The organism is Acidobacteriota bacterium (genome assembly GCA_012729555.1).
In the GTDB taxonomy this organism is placed as follows: Bacteria; Acidobacteriota; UBA6911; order UBA6911; family UBA6911; genus UBA6911.
Genome location: JAAYCX010000009.1, coordinates 21634 through 44389 on the forward strand (window position 1 = coordinate 21634; position 22756 = coordinate 44389).

The following is a 22756-nucleotide window of genomic DNA, read 5'->3' on the forward strand; positions in this document are numbered from 1 at the left end:
CGTTGTCCCCACCAAAACTAGGCACTGGGGCCGGAGATTTCAAGTACGAATTGACCGCCGCCGCGTCCGGGCGGCACCCCCTTTGCTACACATATGTCCCATCGTCGACGCCTGTACTACATTATTGTAATATCCGGGCAAGAGGGGCGCCGGGGGAGATCTTCCCTATCTAGATGATTTTAGATCATTTATGATTATATCGCCAGGAAGACCGACTCTGGGCTTCAAGTTGCATGTATCCCCCTCGAAGGATCTGAACGGGATCTGTTCTTCCCCGCGCCGAGAAGCATCGCTTCCGGCGGCGGGCCGGACCAAGAAAGGGAAGGAAACCGATGAGTATTTCGCGCCTGAATGCGATCGCCGCCGTCACCAGCTACAAGCCTATTGAGAAACCGCTGAGTTTTTCGGAAACGCCCTCGAAGGACCTCTTCGGCGTCAACGTCTTCAGCGACGCCGTCATGAAGGAGCGTTTGCCCAAGCAGGTGTACCAGGCGATGCGCCGGACGATCGACCAGGGGGAAAAACTGGACATCTCCGTGGCGGACGCCGTGGCCGTGGCCATGCGGGACTGGGCCATCGAAAAAGGGGCCACCCATTACGCCCACGTGTTTTACCCGCTGACGGGGCTGACGGCCGAGAAGCACGACAGCTTCCTGGAGCCGGACGGCAAGGGGGGCGTGCTGGCCGAGTTTTCGGCGAAACAGCTGATCCAGGGGGAGCCGGACGCCTCGAGCTTCCCCTCGGGCGGGCTGCGGGCGACGTTCGAGGCCCGCGGCTACACGGCCTGGGACATCACCAGCCCGGCCTACATCCTGGAGAACCCGAACGGAACCACCCTGTGCATCCCGACGGTCTTCTGCTCCTGGACGGGAGAGGCGCTCGACAAGAAAACGCCGCTGCTCCGCTCCATGCAGGCGCTGAACCTCGAGGCCCGGCGGATCCTGAAGCTCTTCGGCGACGCCGACCCCGGCCTGGTGTTTTCGACCGCCGGGTGCGAGCAGGAGTACTTCCTCATCGACCGGAATTTCTACTTCGCCCGGCCCGACCTGGTCACCGCCGGCCGCACCCTGTTCGGGGCCAAGCCCCCGAAGGGGCAGGAGCTGGAGGACCAGTATTTCGGCGCCATCCCGGAGCGGGTCCTGGCCTGCATGCTGGAGACCGAGCAGGAGCTGTACAAGCTGGGAGTCCCCGTCAAAACGCGGCACAATGAGGTCGCCCCGGCCCAGTACGAAATCGCGCCCGTGTACGAGAACGCCAACCTGGCGACCGACCACCAGTACCTCATGATGCGCACGCTGCAGCGCGTGGCGCTCAAGTACGGCATGGCGTGTCTGCTCCACGAGAAGCCCTTCGCCGGCATCAACGGCTCGGGCAAGCACCTGAACTGGTCGCTCGGCACCTCGAGCGCCAACCTCCTGGAGCCCGGCACCACGCCCCACAGCAACATGCAGTTCCTGGTCTTCTGCGCCGCCGCCATCCGGGCGGTCCACCTCTACGGGGACCTGCTGCGGGCCACCGTGGCGCACTCGGGCAACGACCATCGCCTGGGGGCCAACGAGGCGCCCCCGGCCATCATCTCGGTCTACCTGGGGGAACAGCTGACCGACATCTTCGAACAGATCGCCAACGGCGGGGCGAGCCGGTCCAAGGAACCGGGCTACCTGAACGTGGGGGTGGACACGCTCCCGGCCTTCCCCAAGGACGCCGGGGACCGCAACCGCACCAGCCCCTTCGCCTTCACCGGCAACAAGTTCGAGTTCCGGGCGGTCGGTTCGAGCCAGAGCGTATCGGGGCCGCTGGTCGCCTTGAACACGATCATGGCCGATTCGCTCGAGTACATCGCATCGGCCCTCGAGAAAAAGACCGGCGGGGACGCGGCCGGGCTCAGCGCCGCGGTCCAGGAAGTGCTCCAGCAGATCGTGCGGGACCACGGGGCCATCATCTTCAACGGCGACAACTACTGCGAATCCTGGCAGAAGGAGGCCGCCCGGCGCGGCCTTCCGAACCTCTCCAATTCCGTGGACGCCCTGGCGGCGCTGGCCGACGGCAAGAACGTGGAGCTCATGGCGAAATACCACGTCCTCTCGCCGCGCGAGATGGAGAGCCGCCACGAAATCTACCTGGAGCGGTACGTGAAGGACATCGCGGTGGAAAGCCGGCTCACGCGGATGATCGCCCGGACCATGGTCTTCCCGATGGCGGTCCAGTACCAGCACCAGCTGGCCACGACGGCGCTGGCGCTCGAGCAGCTGGGCAAGACCCACTGCACCTCCACCCTCGACGAGCTGAATGAACAGGTGAAGGAGTTGCAGGAAGCCATGCAGGAACTGGAAAAGACGCTCGCGGAGCCGGTGGAGGGCTCCACCCTGGACCACGCGGTCCATGCGCGCGACAAAATTGTACCCGCCATGGCCGCCGTCCGGGAGATCGCCGACCGGCTCGAGTGCCTGGTGTCGGACGAGATCTGGTCGCTGCCGACCTACCAGGAGATGCTGTTCATCAAATAGGGGAAGGGGGCCGGAGCCTCAGCTCCGGCCCCGCACCGCCTCGAGCGCCCCCCGGGCGATCCGCCCGGGCCGCTCCCCTATGCCGCGGATCGGCGCCTCCGCCCCGCGCGGGTCCACCTCGATCACCTTCGCCCTCACCCCCACCCTCGCCCCGTCGCGTGTCAGCCCGCGCAGCGCCCCGTCGATCGGGGCGCGCAGCACCTCGTCCCCGATGCGGGCGACCTCCTGCCCCGCCGTCACCATCTCCCCGATGGCGAGCGCCGTCCGGAAAGCCCCCGCCGCCGGGGCATAGACGTAGCGGTCGCGCGCGTGCCCCGCGATCGTCTGCGGCTCCCCCGCGAGCGTCCGCGTCCCGCCGCGGCGGATCACCCTGCCGAGGTCGTCGCCCCACCCCGTCTCGACCGCGACGTCGACCGTCTCCCCGGCGGTGAACCCGGGTCCCAGGCCGACGGTGAAGGGGGCGAGGCCGATCTGGACCTCGGGCTGCACGTGCTTGCGCATGCGCGCGTCGACGAGGACCCCGGGGCGGAGCCCCCGGAGCAGCTCCCCCAGCTCGAGCGTCGTGACCACCACTTCCCCGTGCGTGTCCGCGGCCGCCGCGATCTCCGCGAGCGTCCGGCGCATCCGGGCGGCGACCCCCTCGAGGACCGCCTCCCCGTCGAAGAAGGCGTCGCAGAATGCCATGGCGCGCCGCGTGGCCGCGGGACGCTCGACGTCGTGCATTACAATTTTGTAACCTTCCCGGAAAAAGAGGTGGGCCACGGCCGACGCCACGTCCCCGCTCCCCCGCACCAGCACCGTCCCCTCCATGATCCCTCCCCGAACGGTATCGCGCCGCGCCCGGCCCCGCCCTGCTATCATAGAAGCTTCGTTCCCGAAATCGAAGGGAAATGGTTCCCCCCGGAAGGTAGAGGCCCTTCCCGCGGCCCGCGCGCGAACCACCCGTAGAGCGCCGGCAGCAGGACGAGGGTGAGGACGGTCGAGGTCACCAGTCCGCCGACCACCACGACCGCCAGCGGCCGCTGGACCTCGGAGCCGGGACCGGCCGCGGCCAGCATCGGGATCAGGCTGAAAATGGCGATCGAGGCCGTCATCAACACAGGCCGGAGCCGGGAGCGGCTTCCACTGAAAACGGCCTCCTCCACCGAGAGCCCCGCCTGCCGCAGCTGCGTGATGCGCGACACGAGGACGACCCCGTTGAGTACCGCCACGCCGAACAGGACGATGAAACCGATCGAGGCGGGGACCGACAGGTAGAGGCCCGCGAGCTGCAAGCCGAAGACCCCCCCGATGAGGGCGAAGGGGAGGTTGCAGAGCACCAGGAGCGCCAGGCGGACGGACCCGAAGGTCACGAACAGCAGGAACAGGATCAGCCCCACGCCCAGCGGGCCGACGATCATCATCCGGCGCATGGCCCGCTGCTGGTTTTCAAACTGCCCGCCCCAGCTGGTATGGAACCCGGGCGGCAAAACCACCTTCTCCCGGATCGCCTCCCGGGCCTCGGCCACGTAGGAGCCGATGTCGCGGCCATGGATGTTGACCTCGACACCGATCCGGCGCAACCCGTTTTCCCGGCTGATCTGCACCGGCCCCGGCGCCACCGAGATGGCGGCCAGCTGGCTGAGGGGCAGGTTGTAACCCCCCGGGGCGGGCACCAGGGCGTTGCCGATGGCGGCCGCCGACTCGCGGTACCGGCCCGGATACCGGACCACCACGTCGAACGCCCGGTTTTCCTCGTACAGGGTTCCCGCCGACATCCCGGCGACCGACATTTCCACGATGCCGAGCACGTCGCCGGCGTCCAGGGCGTGCCGTGCGATCGCCCCCCGGTCGATGTCGATCGAAAGGTAAGGCTGTCCGTCGATCCTTTCGACGACCAGGTCGGCGGTCCCCGGGATCCCTCCCAGCACGGCGCCGATCTCCCCGGCCTTGGCCTCGAGGATCTCCAGGTCCTCCCCGAAGAGCTTCACGATCAACTGCGCGCGGGTGCCGGCGACCAGTTCGTCGATCCGGCACTGGATGGGCTGGCTGAAGCTGAAGTCCATCCCCGGGATTCCGGAGAGGGCGGCCCGCATTCTCCCGGTCAACTCCGCGCGGCTGGAAGCCGTCTCCCACTCCGACCGGGGCTTGAGCATCCCGGTGAAACCCGTTTTGTCCACGCCGCGCGCCTCGAGCGCGATCCCCGTCTGTCCGGTCCTCGATATGAGGGTGGTCAGCTCGGGAAACGCCCGGAGCCGCTCATGGACCAGCCCGGTGATGTCGAGGGCCTTGTCCAGGGTGATTCCGGGCATGAGCTGCACATCCATATCGAAGGCCCCTTCGTCCATCACCGGGATGAATTCCGTCCCGAGCCGCAACGAGAGGAACACGGCCGCGAGCAGCGCCGCGCAGGCCCCGGAGAGGATCCAGCGCTTACGGCGCAGGGCCCAGCCGAGCAGCGGTTCGTATACCGCCCCCGCCCCCCGCATCACGGCGCTCTCCTTCTCCGGTCCGGGGCGCAAAACCAGCGCGCACATCGCGGGAATGACGAAGATCGACAGGAGGAGGGAGGCCAGCAGCGCGACGACGACCGTGAGCGCCAGGGGGCCGAACATCTTCCCTTCCAGCCCCTGCAGGGAAAGGATCGGCAGGAAGGTGGTCGCGATGATGAGTTCGCCGAAGATGCTGGGCTTGCGCACTTCCAGCACCGCCTTCAATACGGTCCGGTGACGCGCCCCGGGTCCCGGGTTTTCGCCGAGGCGGCGCTGGACGTTTTCGACCTGGATGATGGTCGCGTCGATGATCATCCCGATCGAAATCGCCAGCCCCCCGAGCGACATGAGGTTGGCGTCGATCCCCGCCTGCCGCATGACGATGAAGGTGAGCAGGAGCGAAAGGGGGAGCGCGAGGATGACGACGGCCGCGCTGCGCAGGCTGCCGAGGAGCAGGAAGAGAACGACCAGGACCAGCGCCGACCCTTCCGCGAGCGCACGGGTCACGGTGCCGACGCTGGCGGACACCATGTCGGACCGGTCGTAATAGGGGGCCAGGCGGACCCCGGCGGGAAGGATGCCGCTCTCGTTGATCTCCCTCACCTTCGCCTTGACGCGCCCCACCACCTCCCGGCCGTTTTCTCCCCGGAGCATCATGACGATGCCCCCCACGGTCTCCCCCTCGCCGCCGAGCAGCGCGGCCCCCTGGCGGACCGCCTCTCCCACCCGCACCTCGGCGACGTCCCTGATCGAGACCGGGGTACCGCGGTGCGCGGCCAGGACGATGTTTCCGATATCCTCCACGCTCCGCAACAACCCGACGCCGCGCACGATATACTGCTCGTCGAAACGGTCGAGGGTCCCGCCCCCCGCGTTCCGGTTGTTCCGCTCGATGGCGCGGCGCACCGCATCGAGAGACAGGTCGTGGGCCACCAGCTTCGCGGGATCGACCAGCACCTGGTACTGCTTGAAATAGCCCCCGAAGGAGTTGATCTCGCTGACGCCCGCCACCCCCTTGAGCAGCGGCGCGACGACCCATTCCTGAAGGGTGCGCAGTTCGGTCAGGCGCCGGACCCGCCCGGCCGGGTCCGAGGGCGCCGGACCCTGGAGGGTGTACTGGTAAATCTCCCCCATCGCCGTGGCGATCGGGCCCATGCCGACCGACACGCTCCCGGGCATGCCGGCCCTGGCCTCCTCGAGGCGCTCGAAGACCAGTTGACGCGCGAAGTAGATGTCGACGTCGTCGGCGAACACCAGGGTCACCACCGAGAGGCCGAACTTGGTCACCGACCGCATCTGCACGACACCCGGGAGCCCCCGCAGGGCGCTCTCCACCGGGTAGGTGACGAAGCGCTCGACCTCCAGCGCCGAAAGGCCCGGGGCGTCGCCCAGGATCTCCACCTGCACGTTGGTGACGTCGGGAAAGGCGTCCATCGGCAGGTTCATGCCCGCATGCACCCCGAAGACCGCCAGCAGCGCGACCCCCAGGAGCACGAGTCCCCTCTGCTTCAACGTCCACCCGATCACCCGTTCCAGCATCGCCCCCCCTAGTGCTCGTGCGCCTCGATGAGGTCCTTCAGAAAGGCGCTCTTGACCACGAAGCTCCCCCGGCTCACCACCCGCTCCCCGGCGGCGAGCCCCGCCACGATTTCCGTGAATCCCCCGCTCGCGATCCCGGTCCGCACCGGGCGGCGCTCGAATTCCGTTTCGGTGACTCCGACGAAAACGACGGTGGAGCCGTCGATCCGCTGCAGCGCGTCGTCCCTCACCGCCAGGACGGAGGTCATGCGATCGACCGGAATCCGGACGTCGGCGAACATCTGCACCTTCAGCAGCGCGTCGCGGTTGGGGACGCGGCAGCGCACCTTCACGGTGCGCGTCCCGGGGTCGAGGATGTCGTCGACGGAGACGACGGTCCCGCCGAAGGTCCTGCCGGGATAGGCCGCCACCCTGACCCGCACCGGCTTGCCGGGCCGGACCTGCGCCAGGTCCTTTTCGAACACGTCGGCCAGGACCCAGAGGGACGAGAGGTCGGCGATCGTCACCAGCTCGGTCGAGGGGTCCACCGTTTCCCCCACCGAGGCGTGAAGTGCCGTAACGGTTCCGGCGATGGGGGCGGCCAGAACGCTGTGCGACGCCGAGGGGGACAGGGCCCGGCCCGATTCCAGGTCGGCGATCCGCCGGTCGGTCCACCCGAAGCGGCGGATCTCGGCCGAGAGCGCGGCCGCCCGGGCCCGCGCTCCCTCCGCCCGGGCCCGGGCATCCCGAAGCTCGGCCTCCCTAAGGTCGAAGGCGGTGCGGGCGATCGCTCCCACGGCCAGCATCTCCCGGCTCCGCTCGAGGATCGTCTCCTTCACCCCGATATCCGCCAGGGCCCTCCGCAGCTCGGAGTGGACCGACAGGTACTCCCCCAGCGCCCGCCCCAGGTCGATGTTGTCGTAGGCCAGCAGCGGATCCCCGGCGGCGACGCGGTCGCCGAGCTGGACATGCACCTCCCGGATGAGACCACCGGCCAGGGGACGGATGTGGGCCACCCGCCCGGGGTCCTCCCGGACCGTCCCCGTCACGGCCAGGACATCCCGGACCGTCCGGACGGCGGCGGCTTCGAGCTCGATCCCCATCTCCCGCTGCACATCCGCCGCAATGCGGACCCTTTCCCCTTCTTCCGCCCCGTGAGAGGCCTCCGGGGCCCGATGCTCCCCGGGCGCGCCCGGCGGCCCGCCCCCGGAAAACCGGGAATAGAGGAAAGCCCCCAGCGCCAGGCCTATCGCCAGGGGGACCAGGCTTCGGATCCAGCCGGCGGTTCCGTTCTGCTTCATGCCGTTCCCCTCCATCATTCGCCCCCCGTCCCCGTGGCAGCCGCCAGTTCGTGCAGGCTGACGCGCTCGTCGTGGAGCGCCTGGTGATAGAGCCGGAGCGTGTCGTAGTAGGTCCTCTGCGCGTCGAGGTAGTCAATGAGGGTGGCCCCGCCCAGGTTGTAGGCCGCCAGGGTGACACGCCCCGATTCCTCCGCCTTGACGAGGTGCTCCCGGCGGATGTAGTCCACCCTCGCGCGGTGAACCGCGGCCGCGTTCGCAGCCTGCCGCACCTCCAGCTCGACCTGCCCGCTCCTGGCGGCCGCGAGGTGCTCCGCCCGCGCCCGCCCTGCCTCCGCCCGGAGGATCCCCCCCTCGTTCCGGTCGAAGAGCCTGAGCGGCAGGCTCACCCCCAGCACGAAGCTGTGGTCCACGTCGTTGCGCCGGTACCCTCCCCCCACCGTGATGTTCGGGGATCGAAGCGAGCGCTCCAGCTGCGCCTCGGCCGCGGCCCGCTGTTCCTCCCGGCGCCCCATCCGGAAATCCGGGCGGCGCTCCCGGGCGATCCGGACCAGCTCCGGCAGGGAGGCCTCGGGCAGCCGACCGGGCGCCGCCCCGGCGCGCACCTCGTCGAGCGCACCCACGATTTCGGGCTCCGGAGCCGATGCCGGGGCGGAGAGCAACGTCATCAGGGCGCTTTTGGCGTTGCGCAGCAGGAGCTCCGCCCGAAAGGCCTCGTCCCGGTAACGCAGCTTTTCCGCCTCGATGCGGTGCAACTCGATCAGCGAGATTTCCCCCTGCTCCAGCCGCACCCGGTTCAGCGAAATCACCCCTTCGGTCCGATCGAGGAGCGACCGGGACGCCGCCAGGTCCGCCTGCGCCAGCACCGCATCGGCGAAGACCCGCGCGACCTCGAGCCGCAGCAGCCGCACGCTGTCCTCGTAATCAAGGCGTCCGGCCGCGACCGCATGGTCCGCCGCCTCCGTGCGCCAGCGTCGCCGGTCCCCCCTTTCGATCTCGAAATCGAGCCGCAGCGTCAGCGACAGGTTCTCGAGCAGCGGACCCGGATGGGAGGCGATGGGGTAGTCCTCGGCCTCGAAGCCGAGCAGGGGATTCGGCCTCTTCCCCGCCGCGATCCGGTCCCCTTCGAGAACCCGGAGCCCTTCCCGGGCCGCGGCGAGTCCGGGGTTTCGTTCGACGGCCAGGCGGACGGCATCCTCCAGGGTCAGAGTCCGGGGGATCTCCCGGGGCCATGCGGGGGAAGCCGCCAGTCCGGCGATGCAGAAGAGGGTGCCGAGGCACGCGCGTTTGATGAACATCTCAGACTCCTGAATCAAGAGAGGGATCGGGGGGGGAGGCGGACGGGGGGAGGTTTCTAGCAGAGCAGGGGGAGGGCCGACGGGGGGCAGGAAAGCCCGGGAGCGTCCGGCGGTGCGGGGAGCCTCCGGCCGCCGCCGGGGGCCGCGGGCGGGGGAACCAGGGCGGCCTCGGCGGCGAAGGCCGCAAGGGCCGCGGGCGCCCCGGGCCTCTCGATCCTGCCCGGTTCCCCGGTCAGCAGATAGAGATCGGTGCAGCCGGGCCGCCCGACGGCGGACGGGGATCCACCCCCTGGAAAGAGCGCACCGGCCTGGGCATGTTCCCCGGATGCGCAGCACTCCTCTCCCGGTTTCTCCATTGCGATATGGCTGCCCGGGGCGATGCAGAGAACGGCGAAGGAGGTCGGAAGCGCCAGGAGCAGGGCGGTGACGACCAGCAGGAGCCTGCCGCCCGACCCGATTCCCGATACCCCGACGATCGATTTCATATATCCACCCTGCCTACCATGATAGAAAACGGCGGCGTAGCGATCCAGACCAAAATTCGATCCGCGGTATATAGTCGGGAGTTTACGCGAGCGCGGAATTGTCATATCTTTATGGCTTTCATGATCCCGCCGGTTCACCGGCGCGGGAGGAAACATCATCATGGCCCTGATCGGAGCGAACGAACTCAAGCGCAAGATGTTCATCACGGTGGACAACCAGCCGTGCGCCGTCCTCGAGGTCTTCTTCGCCTCGCCGAGCGCGCGCGGCGCCTCGACCATGGTGCGCACGAAGTTGCGCAACCTGATCACGGACGCGGTCATGGAAAAGACCTTCCGGACCGGCGAAAAGTTCGCCGAGGCGGACGTTACCATGGCCCCGGCCTCCTACATGTACGCCGACGGGGAGCAGTGCCACTTCATGGACGAGGCCACCTACGAGCAGTTCGCCTTCACCCCGGAGCAGCTGGGGGACGACCGGAACTACCTCACCGAGGGGCTGTCGCTCCAGGTGCTCAAGTACAACGGCAACGCGATCGCGGTGGAGCTCCCCCCCTTCGTCGAACTGACGGTGACCGCGACCGAGCCGGGGGGGCGCTCCGACGCGGGGTCGGGCGGGGCGACCAAGCCCGCCACCCTGGAGACGGGACTCGAGATCCGCGTCCCTCTCTTCATCAAGGAGGGGGAGCGGGTGCGCGTCAGCACCCAGACGGGGGAGTTCGCCTCGCGCGCCTGAAAGGGGGCCGGATGCATCCCGAGGACCGAAACCCGTGAGCCTTCTCGAGCCCTTCACCTTCCCCGTCTCGGGCGTGCATACCTGGCTCTGGCTCCCGCCGCTGGTGGCCTTCTGCGTCTCGGCCGTCACCTCCACGGCCGGGATCACGGGCGCCTTCCTCCTCCTCCCCTTCCAGATCAGCGTGCTGGGGTTCGCGAGCCCCGCCGTCAGCGCGACCAACCTGGTCTACAACATCGTCTCCACCCCGGGGGGGATTTTCCGCTTCCTGCGGGAGAGGCGCCTCCTCTGGCCCCTGGCGGGCGTCGTCGTCCTCGGCACCCTCCCGGGCGTCGTCATCGGCGGCCTCGTCCGGCTGCACTGGCTCCCCGACCCGGCCCGCTTCCGGGTCTTCGTCGGCTGCGTGATGCTCTACATCGGCGCCCGGCTGCTGCTGGGGCTCCGCCGGAAGGGGGCCGCCGGGCGGCCCGCAGGCGGCAACGGAGACTTCAACGTGGAACTCCTCTCCGTCTCCTGGCCCGCGCTCTCCTACCGATTCCAGGAGGAGGAGTACCACTGCGGTTTCCGGAGCCTCTTTCTCCTCTCCTTCGTGGTAGGCATCGTCGGGAGCATCTACGGGATCGGCGGCGGGGCCATCATCGCCCCCTTCCTGGTCTCCTTCTACCGCCTCCCGGTCCACACCATAGCCGGCGCCACCCTGGTGGGCACCCTGGCTTCCTCCGTGGCCGGCGTCCTCTTCTACGCCCTGGCCGCCCCCTTCCACCCCGACCTCGTCATCACCCCCGACTGGCTGCTGGGCGCCCTTTTCGGGCTGGGGGGGCTGGCGGGCACCTACCTGGGCGCCCGCATGCAGCGGCGCATCCCCGCCTTCCGGCTGAAGCTCCTGCTCGGCCTGATCGTCTTCGCGGTCGCCCTGAAATACCTGGCCGGCGCCTTCGGATAGCGCCGGGCCGGGGGAAATATCCTGGAACATTTACCGCCCGTTGCGTATTCCGTTTTTCGGAGGGAAGGACATGACTTTGCGCAAAACCCTGTTCTGGATCCATCTCGTCTGCGGCATCGCCGCCGGAATCCTCATCTTCATCATGTCGGCCACCGGGGTGGCCCTGACCTACCAGAAGCAGCTGACCGCCTGGGCGGACAAGCGGGCGTGCCGCGTCGAGCGGCCGGCGGGCGCCGATCCGCTCCCCGCCTCGGAACTGGTCGAGCGCTTCCGCCGGGCAGAGCCCGGCCGGGTGCCCGTCGCCCTGTCGCTCTCCTCCGACCCCGACATGCCCGCGAGCGTGACCGCGGCGCCGGGCGGGACGATCTTCGTCAACCCGTACACCGGGGAGGTCCTGGGGCCCGGGGCGACGGGGGTGCGCTCCTTCTTCCGGGTCATGACCGGGTGGCACCGCTGGCTGGCCCTCTCGGGCGACAACCTCCGCTGGGGGCGCGCCGCGACCGGGGCCGGCAACCTCCTCTTCCTCTTCCTGGCCCTCGGCGGCCTCTACCTCTGGTGGCCCCGGCGCTGGAAGCGCGCGGCGCTTCGCCCCCTCCTCTGGTTCCGCACAGGGATCGGGGGAAAGGCGCGGGACGGCAACTGGCACAACGTCTTCGGCTTCTGGTGCCTGGTCCCCCTGGTCCTGATTATCCTCAGCGGGGTGGTCATCTCCTACGCGTGGGCCAGCCGGCTGGTGTTCCAGTTCGCGGGGAGCACGATGTCGATGCCCGCGCGCCGGGGGGCTCCCGCCCCCCCGCCAGGCGCCCTCGAGGCGCCCCTTCGGCTCGAGGGCGCCGACGCCGCCATCAGATCCGTCCGCGAACGGGTCCCCGGGTGGAAGACGCTGAATCTCGATCTCCCCGCGCCGGAAGCCGCCACCCTTTCCCTCGCGGTCGAAGAGGGGTACGGGGGGCAGCCGCAGCTGCGCTCCACGGTGACGGCCGACCGGGAATCGGGGAAGATCCTCAAGACGGAACACTTCGCCGGGATGGACCGCGGGGTGCGGGCGCGGATCTGGATGCGTTTCGTCCACACCGGGGAGTACTACGGCCTCGCGGGGCAGACCGTCGCCGGGATCGCCTCCCTGGCCGGGCTGGTCCTGGTCTGGACCGGCTTCGCCCTGGCGTTGCGCCGCTACGCCGCCTGGCTCGGGCGCAGGAACTGAAGCGCCGCGCCCGGAGCCGCCCGCCCGCTCAGGCGCCGTCGGAAGGCGGCTTGCGGGAGTAGAGCGGGGCGAAGTGGAAGTCGTACTGCCTCCCGGCCAGCCAGCAGAGGAGGGCGGCGGCGGCAAGAGGGATGGCGGCCACCCCGAGCAGGGTCTCCATCGGCAGGCTGGTATCGAGCAGGTACCCCCCGATCGGGGGGCCGAGGATGGCGCCGATCCGGCCGGCGGCGACGGCGGCCCCGGCCCCCTTGTTCCGGCAGCCGGGCGGGTAGACGATGGGGGCGAGGATGGTGACGGCCATGTGGGCGGAGTTGATGAAGAACGCGCTCGCCATCAGCAGGAGGACGAAGCCGGCCGACTGCATCCCCCCGGTGACGAGGACGGCCGCGGCGGCGACGGCGTGGAGCCAGGCCCCGCTGCGGAAGCCGAACCGGTCGAAGTAGAACCCGCTCAGGAGGCAGCCCGCGGCGACCAGGACGTTGATGCTCCCGGTGATGTAGGCCGCCGTCGATGCCCCGAACCCCTTCAGGACCAGGAGCTGGGGGGACCAGGAGCCGATGAAGAAAACCGCGATGGAGCTGACCAGGTAATAGGCCCACAGGGCCGGGGTGACCCACCGAAGCCGGCCGGCGAACAGCTCCCGCAGGGCGCCCCTGGCGCCGCCCGAGCCCGCGGAGACGAAGCGCGCCTCCCCGGTGAGGACGACGCCGGGCCGGATCTTCGCGACCAGCCGCGAGAGCGTGCGCCGCTCCCGCTCCCCCTGCGGCCGCGCGGCCAGCCAGCGGGCCGATTCGGGGAGCTTGAGCCCGACCAGCACGATCGCCGCGAGCGGGGCGAAGAAACCGACCAGGAAGAGGGGGCGCCAGCCGAGGCGCTCGAGCATGAAGCCCGCGAGATACCCCCCGAGGACGATGCCGACGAGGAAACCCGAATACATGACCGAGACGTACTTCCCCCTCCCTTTCAGGGGGGAGTACTCGCTCGTCAGGGTGATGGCGCAGGGGACGGCCCCGCCGATGCCGATCCCGGTGAAGACCCGGATGGCGATGAGGCTCTCGAGCGAATGGGAGAAATAGACCAGCAGCGTCCCGGTGCTGAAGACGCAGGAGGCGAGCATGAGGGTGCGCTTGCGCCCGATCCGGTCGGAGAGGACGCCGAAGCCGACGGCCCCGAACAGGTAGCCGAAAAATGCGGCGGAGAAGGCCCAGCTGAAGGCCCCGGGCCCGACGCCCCACTCCTTCATGATCACGGGGGCCGCGACCGTGATGATCGTGTAGTCGTACCCGTCCATGAGCATGACGAGCCCGCACAGCAGGATGACGCTCACGGAGACCCGGTTCAGCCTGGAGTCGTCGATCAGTCGACCGACGTCGATGTCAGCAGCCACTCCCGTGATCCTGTCCTGGGGGCGCCGGGCCCGGCCCCGGCGCCCCCTGAAGCAAAACTACGCCCGGGGGGGACGGATTCCGGCCCCGAATTTCATGCACGCCACGCGGGAGAGGTTGTCGAAATCGTCCTTCGGCCCCCCCATCCGCGCGTAGAGCTCGGTCACCATCTTGTACTGGTCCGGCTCCATCAGCGCCCGCGTGATGCGCCCGCCGAAGATGGCACCGGGGACGGCCCCCGCCCCCGTGATCCCGCCGAGGTAGCCCTCGACATAGTCCTTGACCTGCTGCGGCCCCGGCTGCTTCCCCAGGTTGCCGCACACCGCGAACAGCCCCCGGGTCTTCGCCTTGACCTGGGACGCGTGGGCCTTGAGGTAGTCCTCGAGCGCCTTCGGCCCCTTCCCCCCCTGGATCGCGGTCCCGATCACGAGGTGGTCGAAGCTGCCGAGGTCGGCCGGCGCCTGCCGCGCGTCGAAGACGGGGGCGATCCCCCCCATCCCTTCCGAGACCCAGACGGCGGCGTCGCGCGCCGTCCCGTACCAGGTCCCGAAGATCACGGCCCATTTCTCATCAGACGGCATGGGGATGAAGTGCGCGGCGGCCGGGCCGGCCACCGCCAGCGTTCCCAGTCCCGCAAGCCCCACGTTCAAGAAGGTCCTTCTTTCCATTCATTCCTCCCGTTGAAAATCCAAGGCCGGGCGGGCACGAGGCCCGTCCGGCTCTCCTCCATTTGTATGATGAATCGGGTCCGGCGACAAGCTCAATCGACAGGGGCGCCCGCCGGGGGAGTCTTGCATCCCGCCCCGGCGATGGCATAATGCGGCATGGCCCAGACACCCGATGTTCCCCCGAACCTGTACCACGACCTGCTCGAGGCGATCGCCGACGGCGTCTACTTCACCGACCGCGAGCGCCGCATCGCCTACTGGAACCGGGGGGCGGAGGCCCTGACCGGGTACGGGCGCGCCGAAGTGGTCGGCCGCCGCTGCATGGACAACCTGCTGGTCCACATCGACGACGCGGGCACCCGGCTCTGCCTCGGGCACTGCCCGCTTGCCGCCACCCTCGAGGACGGCGAGCCGCGCGAGGCCGACGTGTATCTCCACCACCGGGAGGGCCACCGCGTCCCGGTGCGCGTGCGCGTTTTTCCCATCCGGGACGCCGGCGGCGCCGTCACCGGGGCGGTCGAGGTGTTCAACGACAACACCGCCGCGCGCCGGGCGGCCGAGCACCTGGAGCGGATGGAGCGGCTGGCGCTGCTCGACCACCTGACCGGGATCGCCAACCGCCGCCGGGCCGAGTCGGCCCTCCGCTCGCGCCTGGAGGAGCTGCGGCGCAACGGCTGGGGCTTCGGGGTGCTGATGATGGACATCGACGATTTCAAGGCGGTCAACGACACCTACGGGCACGAGACCGGGGACCGGGTGCTGCGGCTGGTGGGGCGGACGCTCGAGGCCGGGGCGCGCTCCTTCGACCTGGTCGGCCGCTGGGGGGGGGAGGAGTTCGTGGCCGTCGTCGCCGGCGCCGACCGCGGCGCGCTCCACGAGGCGGGGGAGCGCTTGCGCATGCTGGTGGCGCACTCCTCGCTCGACGGGGACCTGCCGCTGGCGGTCACCCTCTCCGTCGGGTGCGCCGAAGCCCGGCCCGGGGACACCCCCGAGAGCCTGGTGGCTCGTGCGGACCGGATGCTGTACGAGGCCAAGCGGTCGGGGAAGAATCAGGTCTGCAGCCTTGAAAACAGGGGTCTGCCGCCGGGCGGACCCGAAAACGGAGACCCGTATCCATGAAGAAGATCCTGCCTATCCTGGCCGTTCTTGCCCTGGCGGGCTGCGCCCGTTCCGGGCGGGAACCGGCGGCGCAGCCGGTCCCGCTCGACCCCGCGGCGGCGCAATCGGTCATCGGGGAGATCGAGCGGGAACGCGCCGAAACCCTCGAGTGGCTGCGCGCGAGCCCCCGCTCCTACCTGGCCGCCGTCGACCGGGTGGATTTCGGCGGGAAAGGGTCCCTGACCGTGGGAAGCGACCCGGCCGCGGACCTGACCCTCAAGGACGCGGCAATCCGGCCGCGCCATCTCAGGATCACCGTCGAGGGGGACCTCTTCCGGGTCGAGGCGCTCGACGACGGCGCCCGGTTCCGGCTCGGGGACAGGGAGATGCGCGAGGGGGTCACCGGCCCCGCCTACATCCAGGCCGGGCGCTTCCACCTGCGGTTGTCGCACCAGCGCTTCCCCGCCCTGATCGTCTTCGATCCGGAGAGCCCCCGCTTCGCCGCGTACAAGGGACTCCGGTGGTTTCCGGTCGACCTCGCCTGGCGCTACGAACTGCCGCTCGAGCGCGACCCGGCGGCCGAAAAAACCGTCATCCTTTCCACCCGCGGCCACCGCCGGACGGCGGAGCGCGCCGGCTGGTTCCGTTTCTCCGCCGGGGGAGAGGAGTGCCGCCTCGAGGCCACCCGCCTCCTGGAGCCGGGAAGCGGCGGGGAAATCCTCGGCATCTACTTCCGCGACGCCACCAGCGGCCGCGAAACCTATTCCCTCGGCCGCTACGTCGACGCGGTGCCGCTCGAGAACGGAAACTACCTCCTGGATTTCAACCAGGCCTACAACCCGGCCTGCGCCGTCTCGGAGTTCTACAACTGCCCGGTGCCGCCGAAGGCCAACACCCTCACCGTGCCGGTGCGCGCGGGGGAGATGGACGCGCATTATCACTAGCCCCCATGCCGGCCGGGGGAAGCCCTGTTCCATTTTTGGCCGCCCCTGTGGTAGAGTGGGAGCGAGGAGTGTGATGAAACCGTACCAGAGAAAAACCTGAACCCGGCATCGATTGCACGGCGTGCAACCGATGCGCATCCGCAGAGCCGGCCGACCGGCCGCCCGTCCGGACAGGGCACCCGGGTTTTCTCTTCCCTCCTAGCCCCTCCCGACGGGAACCGGCGGCCATGCCTCTGCCGCCGATCCTGGAGGGAGAACCCCATGCCGACAAATTTCCGTCCGCCTGTCTGTCCCCGTCGAAGACCGCTTGCGTTCCTGCTGCCCGGAGCGTTCCTGCTGGCGCTGATCCTTCCAGCCGCGAAGCCCGCAAAGGCCCGGGACGGCTCCGTGAGCAAGGTGCTGCAGGGTCCGGAAAATCTTCCTTCCCCTGGGATTGACCGTTGCGGGGAGCGGGGCCACAATGGCATAAATCAAAGCGTACGAGTCTATTAAACGAAAGGGAGAACCCCCGATGAAAACAGGAGCGCGCAACAAGCTGCAGGCGAAGGTCACCTCCATCCAGAGCGACAACATCATGTCGCTCGTCAAATTCGAGGCCACGGCCCCGCAGGGGATGGCCTCGGTCATCACCACCGAGTCGGTCGAGGAGATGGGCCTCAAGGTCGGCGACACCGTGACATTGGTGGTCAAGGCCATTCACGTGCTGCCCGTGAAGGAATAGGTCCCGGATCCGCGCAGGCGTTCGGGAAGAGGTTCAAAGCAGGGGGAAGGTATGTCCAGAGTGATCGATGCGCGTGGCCTCGCGTGTCCGCAGCCGGTGCTGCTGACGAAGAAGGCGATCGCGGAAGAGAACCGGGTGACGGCCATCGTCGACGGCGAAACGGCGCGGCAGAACGTCACCCGGATGGCGGAAAAGCAAGGGTGCCGCGTCCAGGCCGAAGAGCGGGAGGACGGGATCTACCTCAGCATCACCCGGGAGGGGGAAGCGGCGGAGCAGGCCCGGATCGCGCCGGGCACCCTGCCTGCGGGGGGACCGCTGGTCGTCTCCGTCGCGAGCGAATTCATGGGGCGGGGGGACGACGTCCTGGGCAACATCCTGATCCGGGCGTTTTTTCACACCCTGGGGGAGGTGGAGCCGCGGCCCGACGTCCTCGTGTTTTACAACAGCGGCGTCAAGCTCGCCGTGGAAGGGTCCCCCGTGCTCGAGGATCTGCGCGACCTCGAGGAGGGGGGGGTCCGGCTCCTGATCTGCGGGACCTGCCTGGGACATTACGAACTGAAGGACAAGGTGGCCGTGGGCGAGGTTTCCAACATGTATTCGATCGCCGAGACCCTGCTCGGCGCCGGGAAGGTGGTGAGCGTATGAGCCCCGGGAACCCTGAAGAGCCGATCCGGCTCACGCAGCTGACGACGGCGGCCGGTTGAGCGGCCAAAATGGGTCCCGAGACCCTGGCGCAGGTGCTGCGCCCGCTCGCCGGCATCTTCCTGGCGAAAGACCATCCCGACCTGCTGGTCGGGCTCGACATCAGCGACGACGCGGCCGTCTATAAAATCAGCGACGAGCTAGCGCTGATCCAGACGCTCGATTTTTTCACCCCGATCGTGGACGACCCCTACGACTACGGGGCGATCGCCGCGGCCAACTCCATGAGCGACGTCTATGCCATGGGGGGGGAGGTCATCCTCGCGCTCAACATCTGCGGCTTCCCCTGCGGCCTCGAGCCGGAGGTGATCACCGGGGTCCTGCGCGGGGGTGCGGAAAAAGTGCGCGAGGCGGGCGGGGTGATCGCCGGCGGCCACACCGTCGACGACCGCGAACCGAAATACGGGCTCTCGGTGCTCGGGCGGGTCCACCCGGAGCGCTTCTGGACCAAGGCGGCCGCCCGGCCGGGCGATGTCCTCGTCCTGACCAAGCCGCTGGGGGTGGGCATCATCACCACCGCCGGCAAGGCCGACGCGGCCGACCCCGCGCATGTCGCCGGTGCGGTGGAGAGCATGAAGAAGCTCAACCGCGGGGCCGCCCGGCTGCTCATGGAGACCGGGATTCGCGCGGCCACCGACATCACCGGCTTCGCCCTGCTCGGGCACGGATCGGAAATGGCCGAAAAGAGCGGCGTGCGGCTCCGGTTTTCGCTCGAACACCTCCCCTTCCTGCCCGGGGCGCGGGAGTACGCCGCGGAGTGGCTCTTCCCGGGCGGCTCGGGCCGGAACCGGAAATGCTACGGCGGCGGGGTGGACTTCACCCCCGGCGTCCCGGAAGAGATGCGCGAACTCCTCTTCACCCCGGAAACCTCCGGGGGCCTGCTCGCGGCCGTCCCCCCCGACCGGATCGAGCGGGCGCGGGCGCTCTTCGCCGCGGCCCGGCACCCCTTCTGGATCGTCGGGGAGGTCGGGGAAGGCTCCGGCATCGAGATCGGGGTGTAGCTACCGGGGACCGAGCGCCGCACGGCAGAGCGCCGTCAGGGACTCGAGGGTTTTCTGAAGCCTGGGGGATAGGGGGGCCAGCTCCTCGCTCGAGCGGATGCCGATCCCGAGAAAGTGGACCCCGAGGCCCGGGACCTCGTTTTTCCAGAAGGAGAAGAGGAGAGAGAGCGGCACGGAGTGGGCCGTGTGGCAGACCGAATCGAGCCGTTCGGCCGGGTAGAGGGCCCACTCCCCTTCGGGGAGGGCCTCGTCGAAGACGGCGTCGGCCACGAGCACCGTCCCGCCCGACTCCTCGCGCACCCACCGGAGCGCGTTCTCGATGGAGACCCCGACCGCGCGGGCGCGGAATCCGTCCCCGCTTTCCGGCTCGAGCGCCTCGGCCAGGGCGTGGCCGATCGCGTCGTCCCCCCGCAGGGGGTTCCCCATCCCCAGGAGGAGGAGCGGGCGGACGCGCAGGATGTCGGAAAGCGCGGCACCTCTCATGAAGACGGGCGCCCCGGCTATTCCATCTCCAGGCGCAGGGCGTCCCGGGTGAAGTTCGCCATTTCGTACTCCTCGTCGAGGTAGATGGCGTCCTTGGGGCAGACATCGGCGCAGCGGGCGCAGTGCACGCAGCGGTCGAGGTAGAGGATCATCTTGAACTTCTTACCGGCGTTCTTCGTCCCCGGTTCCGGAGGCGGCGCGTTGGGGTCGGGGGGGATCTGCACGATCTCGATCGCCTCCGCCGTGCAGTCGCGCACGCACGCCTTGCACCCGACGCAGAGGCCCGGCCGCAGGCGCGGGGTGCCCCGGAATCCCGGCGGGACCGGCGTCTTGACAAAAGGATATTCGCGGGTGGCCGGGGCGTTCCCCAGGTTCCCCAGAAGTTCGGGAATGAAGATGCCTGCCTTCAACATGCTATAAAACTCCGTTTCCTTTGAGGATGAGCACGACCAGGAGCTGGACCAGGCTCGCGGGCGCGAGGTACTTCCAGCTGAAGGTCACGATCTGGTCGATGCGGATCCGGGCGAAGGAGGCGCGGATCACGCTGAGCAGAAACACGACGATCGAAGTCTTGACCAGCAGCCACAGCCCGCCGATCCAGAGCCCCCCGGGGAACCCGCCCAGAAAGAGGGCGGCGATGAAGGCCGACCCCACCAGCATGAGGATGTCCTTCTGGATGCGGAACATCGCCAGTTTTTTCCCGCTGTACTCGGTGAGCGGCCCGCCCACCACTTCCGTTTCCGCCTCGGGGATGTCGAAGGGCACCCGCTCCAGCTTCGCCTGCAGCGTCAGGAGCGCCACCAGGAAGGCCAGGAGCTGGATCCCGATCACCCACCAGGAGCCGCTGGTCCAGGGGTAGACCGCGATCGTCCGGATCTGCCAGCTCCCGGCGACCACGGCCGGGGTCAGCAGGGCCAGGAAGAAGGGGACCTCGTAGGCGAACAGCTGCGTCAGCACCCGCGTCGCACCGATCAGGCTGTAGGGACTGACCGAAAACCACCCGGCCAGAAAGAGCACCAGCGAGGGGAGGGAGAGCAGGTACAGCACCACGATCAGGTCCCCCTCGAAGGAGTTGTAGGGGGTGAAGAGCCAGACCGGCAGGTAGAGCCCGGCGGTGACCACGGCCGCCAGCCCCAGGATCGGCATGAGGCTGAACATGAAGCGGTCGGCCCGGGCCGGCACGATATCCTCCTTGAAGAAGAGCTTCAGGATATCGGCCACCGGCTGAAGCAGCCCGGCGTAGCCCGTGTAGAGCGGCCCCCGGCGGTTCTGCATGCGCGCGTAGAATTTCCGGTCCATCCACTCCAGGTAGGTCGAAAAGACGAACTGGAAGAGAAAACCGGGGAACACCAGGATATAGAGCAGCGGTTTGACGACGTCCATCCGATCCCCCATGAATCAGAAACGAATTCCCTTGTTCTTGCCGTACCATTCGATGCCGCGGCGGCGCAGATCCTCCCACGTCGTCACCTGGACCCCCTTCTTCCGGTCGCGCAGCACGATGGCCATGCGGTCGGTGCAGGAAAAGCAGGGATCGATCGAGGCGATGGCGATCGGGATGTCGGCGACATAGGCGCCGATCACCGATTCCGTGGCAGCCTCCAGGTTCGCCAGCGTGGGGGCGCGCACCCGCACCCTCTCCGGCTTGTCGGTGCCGTTGCTGCGGACGAAGTGGACGTCCTCGCCGCGGGGCGCCTCGTAGCGGCTCAACGCGGCCCCCTCGGGAACCCGGCGCGACACCTTGGCCAGGGCGATCTCCCCCTCGGGCATGGTATCGAGCAGCTGCTCGATGATGTTGCACGACTCGATCATCTCGTAAACGCGCACGATGACGCGCCCCATGATGTCGCAGAGGTCGGAGGTGACCAGCTTGAAGTCCATTTCGGCGTAGCAGGCGTACGGGTCGTTCTTCCGGACGTCGGTCGCCACGTTGCTCGCCCGGGCGAACGGCCCCACGGCGCACATCTCCGCCGCCCGCTCGGCCGACAGGGTGCCCACCCCCTGGATCCGGGCGACGAAGCTCGGCTCGTTGGTGCCGATCTTGGCGTAGTAATCGAGCCGCTGCCGGAGCGTCTTCAGGATGCCCAGGATCTCCTTGCGCTGCGCGTCGGTGATGTCGCGCCGCACCCCGCCGATGGTGTTGATGGCGTAGTTGACCCGGTTCCCGCTGATCTTCTCCAGGATGTCCATGACCAGCTCGCGGTCGCGCCAGACCAGCATGAAGAGGGAGTCGAAACCGACCTCGTGGGCGGCGACCCCGAGCCAGAGGAGGTGGCTGTGGAGCCTCTCCAGCTCGCAGTCCACCATGCGCAGGTAGAGCCCCCGTTTGGGGACCTCGAGCTTCATGATCTCCTCGACCGCCTGGACGAAGGCGGTGGTGTGCGAATGCGAACAGATGCCGCACACCCGCTCCAGGAGGTACATGGCCTGGTAATAGTTCCGGGCCTCGCACCCTTTCTCGATCCCCCGGTGGTTGTATCCGAAATTCATCCGGGCGCCGACGATCTCCTCGCCCTGGATGTCGAAATCGAATTTCGCCGGCTCCTTGAGGAACGGGTGCTGCGGACCTACGGGTAAACGAAAGACCGATTCTTCCATGCTATGCTCCCTCCTGTGCAGCTTCTTCCTCCGGGCGGGGAATCTGCACGTCCTTGCGCAAGGGGTAGACGCCCTCGGGCCAGTCCTCGGGGACCGCCTGGCGCCGCAGGTCCGGGTGCCCGACCGGAACGATGCCGAGCAGGTCCTTCATCTCCCGCTCGTACACCGCCGCCCCCGGGATGCGCCCGGCCAGCGAGGGGACCTCGGGCTTGTCGTGGTCCAGGCGGACCTGCAGGATGATCACCCGCTCGCCGGTAAAGACGTAATTCGCCTGGAAGGCGTCCCGCAGGTCCTCGCCGACGATGACGGCCAGCTGCCTGAGCGAAAAACGCTCCCACAGGGTGCCGACCGCGGGGATCAGCTGCTCGGGGGTCAGGGTGACCCACAGCCTCCCCTTCGCGCCCGCCGTTACCGTGGAATCGGGGAACGCCTCCCTCACCCTGGATTCGTAATCGTCTGTCATGGACATCTCCTCCCTTTACGCCGATTTAGTCTGCAGGCTGCCGAGCAGCTTGGCCACGCCGTCGATGATCGCCTCGGGGCGCACCGGGCACCCGGGAATGTAGGCGGACACCGGGACGACCTTGTCGATCCCCTCCAGGACATTATAGCATCCCCGGAAGGCTCCGCCACTGCAGGCACATGCGCCGACCGCGACAACGAATTTCGGTTCCGGCATCTGGTCGTAGATGCGCTTGAGCC

The 22756-nt window shown here is 68.6% G+C and carries 22 protein-coding genes; 9 read left to right on the forward strand and 13 right to left on the reverse strand.

Features of this window, described 5'->3' with window-relative positions:
• Positions 1 to 332: 332 nt before the first annotated feature.
• A complete protein-coding gene (locus GXY47_01165) occupies positions 333 to 2507 on the forward strand; it encodes a glutamine synthetase type III (protein NLV29736.1) in 2175 nt (724 codons plus the stop codon).
• Positions 2508 to 2525: 18 nt separating this feature from the next.
• Here GXY47_01165 and GXY47_01170 read toward each other — a convergent pair whose 3' ends face one another.
• Genes GXY47_01170 through GXY47_01190 form a run of 5 tightly spaced genes read right to left on the reverse strand, consistent with a single transcriptional unit; the run spans position 2526 to position 9577 of the window.
• On the reverse strand, positions 2526 to 3317 hold the full coding sequence (locus GXY47_01170) for a xanthine dehydrogenase (protein NLV29737.1): 792 nt from the start codon (positions 3315 to 3317) through the stop codon (positions 2526 to 2528).
• Between the two features lie 47 nt (positions 3318 to 3364).
• Entirely contained in the window at positions 3365 to 6517 is a 3153-nt protein-coding gene (locus GXY47_01175; GenBank protein NLV29738.1) for an efflux RND transporter permease subunit, read from the reverse strand.
• Between the two features lie 8 nt (positions 6518 to 6525).
• Positions 6526 to 7797 carry an efflux RND transporter periplasmic adaptor subunit gene (locus tag GXY47_01180; GenBank protein NLV29739.1) on the reverse strand — a complete coding sequence of 424 codons (1272 nt, stop codon included), beginning with the start codon at positions 7795 to 7797 and terminating at the stop codon, positions 6526 to 6528.
• 14 nt (positions 7798 to 7811) lie between these two features.
• Positions 7812 to 9092, reverse strand: coding sequence for a TolC family protein (locus GXY47_01185; protein NLV29740.1), 1281 nt, complete (start codon positions 9090 to 9092; stop codon positions 7812 to 7814).
• 56 nt (positions 9093 to 9148) lie between these two features.
• Positions 9149 to 9577, reverse strand: a complete 429-nt coding sequence (locus GXY47_01190) for a hypothetical protein (GenBank protein ID NLV29741.1) — start codon at positions 9575 to 9577, stop codon at positions 9149 to 9151.
• A 157-nt stretch (positions 9578 to 9734) separates the two neighbouring features.
• Between GXY47_01190 and efp the strand changes: the two genes are divergently transcribed.
• The 3 genes from efp to GXY47_01205 all read left to right on the forward strand — a co-directional run bounded on the left by efp (position 9735) and on the right by GXY47_01205 (position 12454).
• Positions 9735 to 10310, forward strand: coding sequence for an elongation factor P (gene efp, locus GXY47_01195; protein NLV29742.1), 576 nt, complete (start codon positions 9735 to 9737; stop codon positions 10308 to 10310).
• 34 nt (positions 10311 to 10344) lie between these two features.
• Positions 10345 to 11250: a sulfite exporter TauE/SafE family protein gene (locus GXY47_01200; protein NLV29743.1), complete on the forward strand. Its 906-nt coding sequence runs from the start codon at positions 10345 to 10347 to the stop codon at positions 11248 to 11250.
• A gap of 70 nt (positions 11251 to 11320) precedes the next feature.
• Positions 11321 to 12454 carry a PepSY domain-containing protein gene (locus tag GXY47_01205; GenBank protein NLV29744.1) on the forward strand — a complete coding sequence of 378 codons (1134 nt, stop codon included), beginning with the start codon at positions 11321 to 11323 and terminating at the stop codon, positions 12452 to 12454.
• A 28-nt stretch (positions 12455 to 12482) separates the two neighbouring features.
• On the opposite strand, the gene GXY47_01210 is transcribed toward GXY47_01205, so the two are convergent.
• A complete protein-coding gene (locus GXY47_01210; GenBank protein ID NLV29745.1) occupies positions 12483 to 13841 on the reverse strand; it encodes an MFS transporter in 1359 nt (452 codons plus the stop codon).
• 57 nt (positions 13842 to 13898) lie between these two features.
• A complete protein-coding gene (locus GXY47_01215; protein NLV29746.1) occupies positions 13899 to 14507 on the reverse strand; it encodes a hypothetical protein in 609 nt (202 codons plus the stop codon).
• A 156-nt stretch (positions 14508 to 14663) separates the two neighbouring features.
• On the opposite strand from GXY47_01215, the gene GXY47_01220 reads away from it, so the two are divergent.
• The 5 genes from GXY47_01220 to selD all read left to right on the forward strand — a co-directional run bounded on the left by GXY47_01220 (position 14664) and on the right by selD (position 18973).
• On the forward strand, positions 14664 to 15626 hold the full coding sequence (locus tag GXY47_01220) for a diguanylate cyclase (protein ID NLV29747.1): 963 nt from the start codon (positions 14664 to 14666) through the stop codon (positions 15624 to 15626).
• Positions 15623 to 16549, forward strand: a complete 927-nt coding sequence (locus GXY47_01225) for a DUF1684 domain-containing protein (GenBank protein NLV29748.1) — start codon at positions 15623 to 15625, stop codon at positions 16547 to 16549. Before GXY47_01220 ends, GXY47_01225 begins: the two co-directional genes overlap by 4 nt.
• Positions 16550 to 17060: 511 nt before the next feature.
• On the forward strand, positions 17061 to 17270 hold the full coding sequence (locus GXY47_01230; protein ID NLV29749.1) for a TOBE domain-containing protein: 210 nt from the start codon (positions 17061 to 17063) through the stop codon (positions 17268 to 17270).
• A 51-nt stretch (positions 17271 to 17321) separates the two neighbouring features.
• Positions 17322 to 17915 carry a sulfurtransferase-like selenium metabolism protein YedF gene (yedF, locus tag GXY47_01235; protein NLV29750.1) on the forward strand — a complete coding sequence of 198 codons (594 nt, stop codon included), beginning with the start codon at positions 17322 to 17324 and terminating at the stop codon, positions 17913 to 17915.
• Positions 17912 to 18973 (forward strand): selenide, water dikinase SelD, encoded by a 1062-nt coding sequence (selD, locus tag GXY47_01240; protein NLV29751.1) that lies wholly within the window; start codon positions 17912 to 17914, stop codon positions 18971 to 18973. The genes yedF and selD overlap by 4 nt, the downstream gene beginning before the upstream one ends.
• Here selD and GXY47_01245 read toward each other — a convergent pair whose 3' ends face one another.
• The 6 genes from GXY47_01245 to GXY47_01270 all read right to left on the reverse strand — a co-directional run.
• The gene (locus tag GXY47_01245) at positions 18974 to 19456 is read right to left on the reverse strand and encodes a hydrogenase maturation protease (GenBank protein ID NLV29752.1); all 483 of its coding nucleotides are present in this window, start codon (positions 19454 to 19456) and stop codon (positions 18974 to 18976) included.
• A gap of 17 nt (positions 19457 to 19473) precedes the next feature.
• The gene (locus tag GXY47_01250; GenBank protein ID NLV29753.1) at positions 19474 to 19869 is read right to left on the reverse strand and encodes a 4Fe-4S dicluster domain-containing protein; all 396 of its coding nucleotides are present in this window, start codon (positions 19867 to 19869) and stop codon (positions 19474 to 19476) included.
• A 1-nt stretch (position 19870) separates the two neighbouring features.
• Positions 19871 to 20839, reverse strand: a complete 969-nt coding sequence (locus tag GXY47_01255) for an NADH-quinone oxidoreductase subunit H (protein NLV29754.1) — start codon at positions 20837 to 20839, stop codon at positions 19871 to 19873.
• Between the two features lie 15 nt (positions 20840 to 20854).
• Entirely contained in the window at positions 20855 to 22054 is a 1200-nt protein-coding gene (locus tag GXY47_01260; GenBank protein ID NLV29755.1) for an NADH dehydrogenase subunit, read from the reverse strand.
• A 1-nt stretch (position 22055) separates the two neighbouring features.
• Positions 22056 to 22517 carry a hypothetical protein gene (locus GXY47_01265; GenBank protein ID NLV29756.1) on the reverse strand — a complete coding sequence of 154 codons (462 nt, stop codon included), beginning with the start codon at positions 22515 to 22517 and terminating at the stop codon, positions 22056 to 22058.
• A 15-nt stretch (positions 22518 to 22532) separates the two neighbouring features.
• Positions 22533 to 22756, reverse strand: a 224-nt coding sequence (locus tag GXY47_01270) for an NADH-quinone oxidoreductase subunit B (GenBank protein NLV29757.1), incomplete at its 5' end; no start/stop codon positions are given.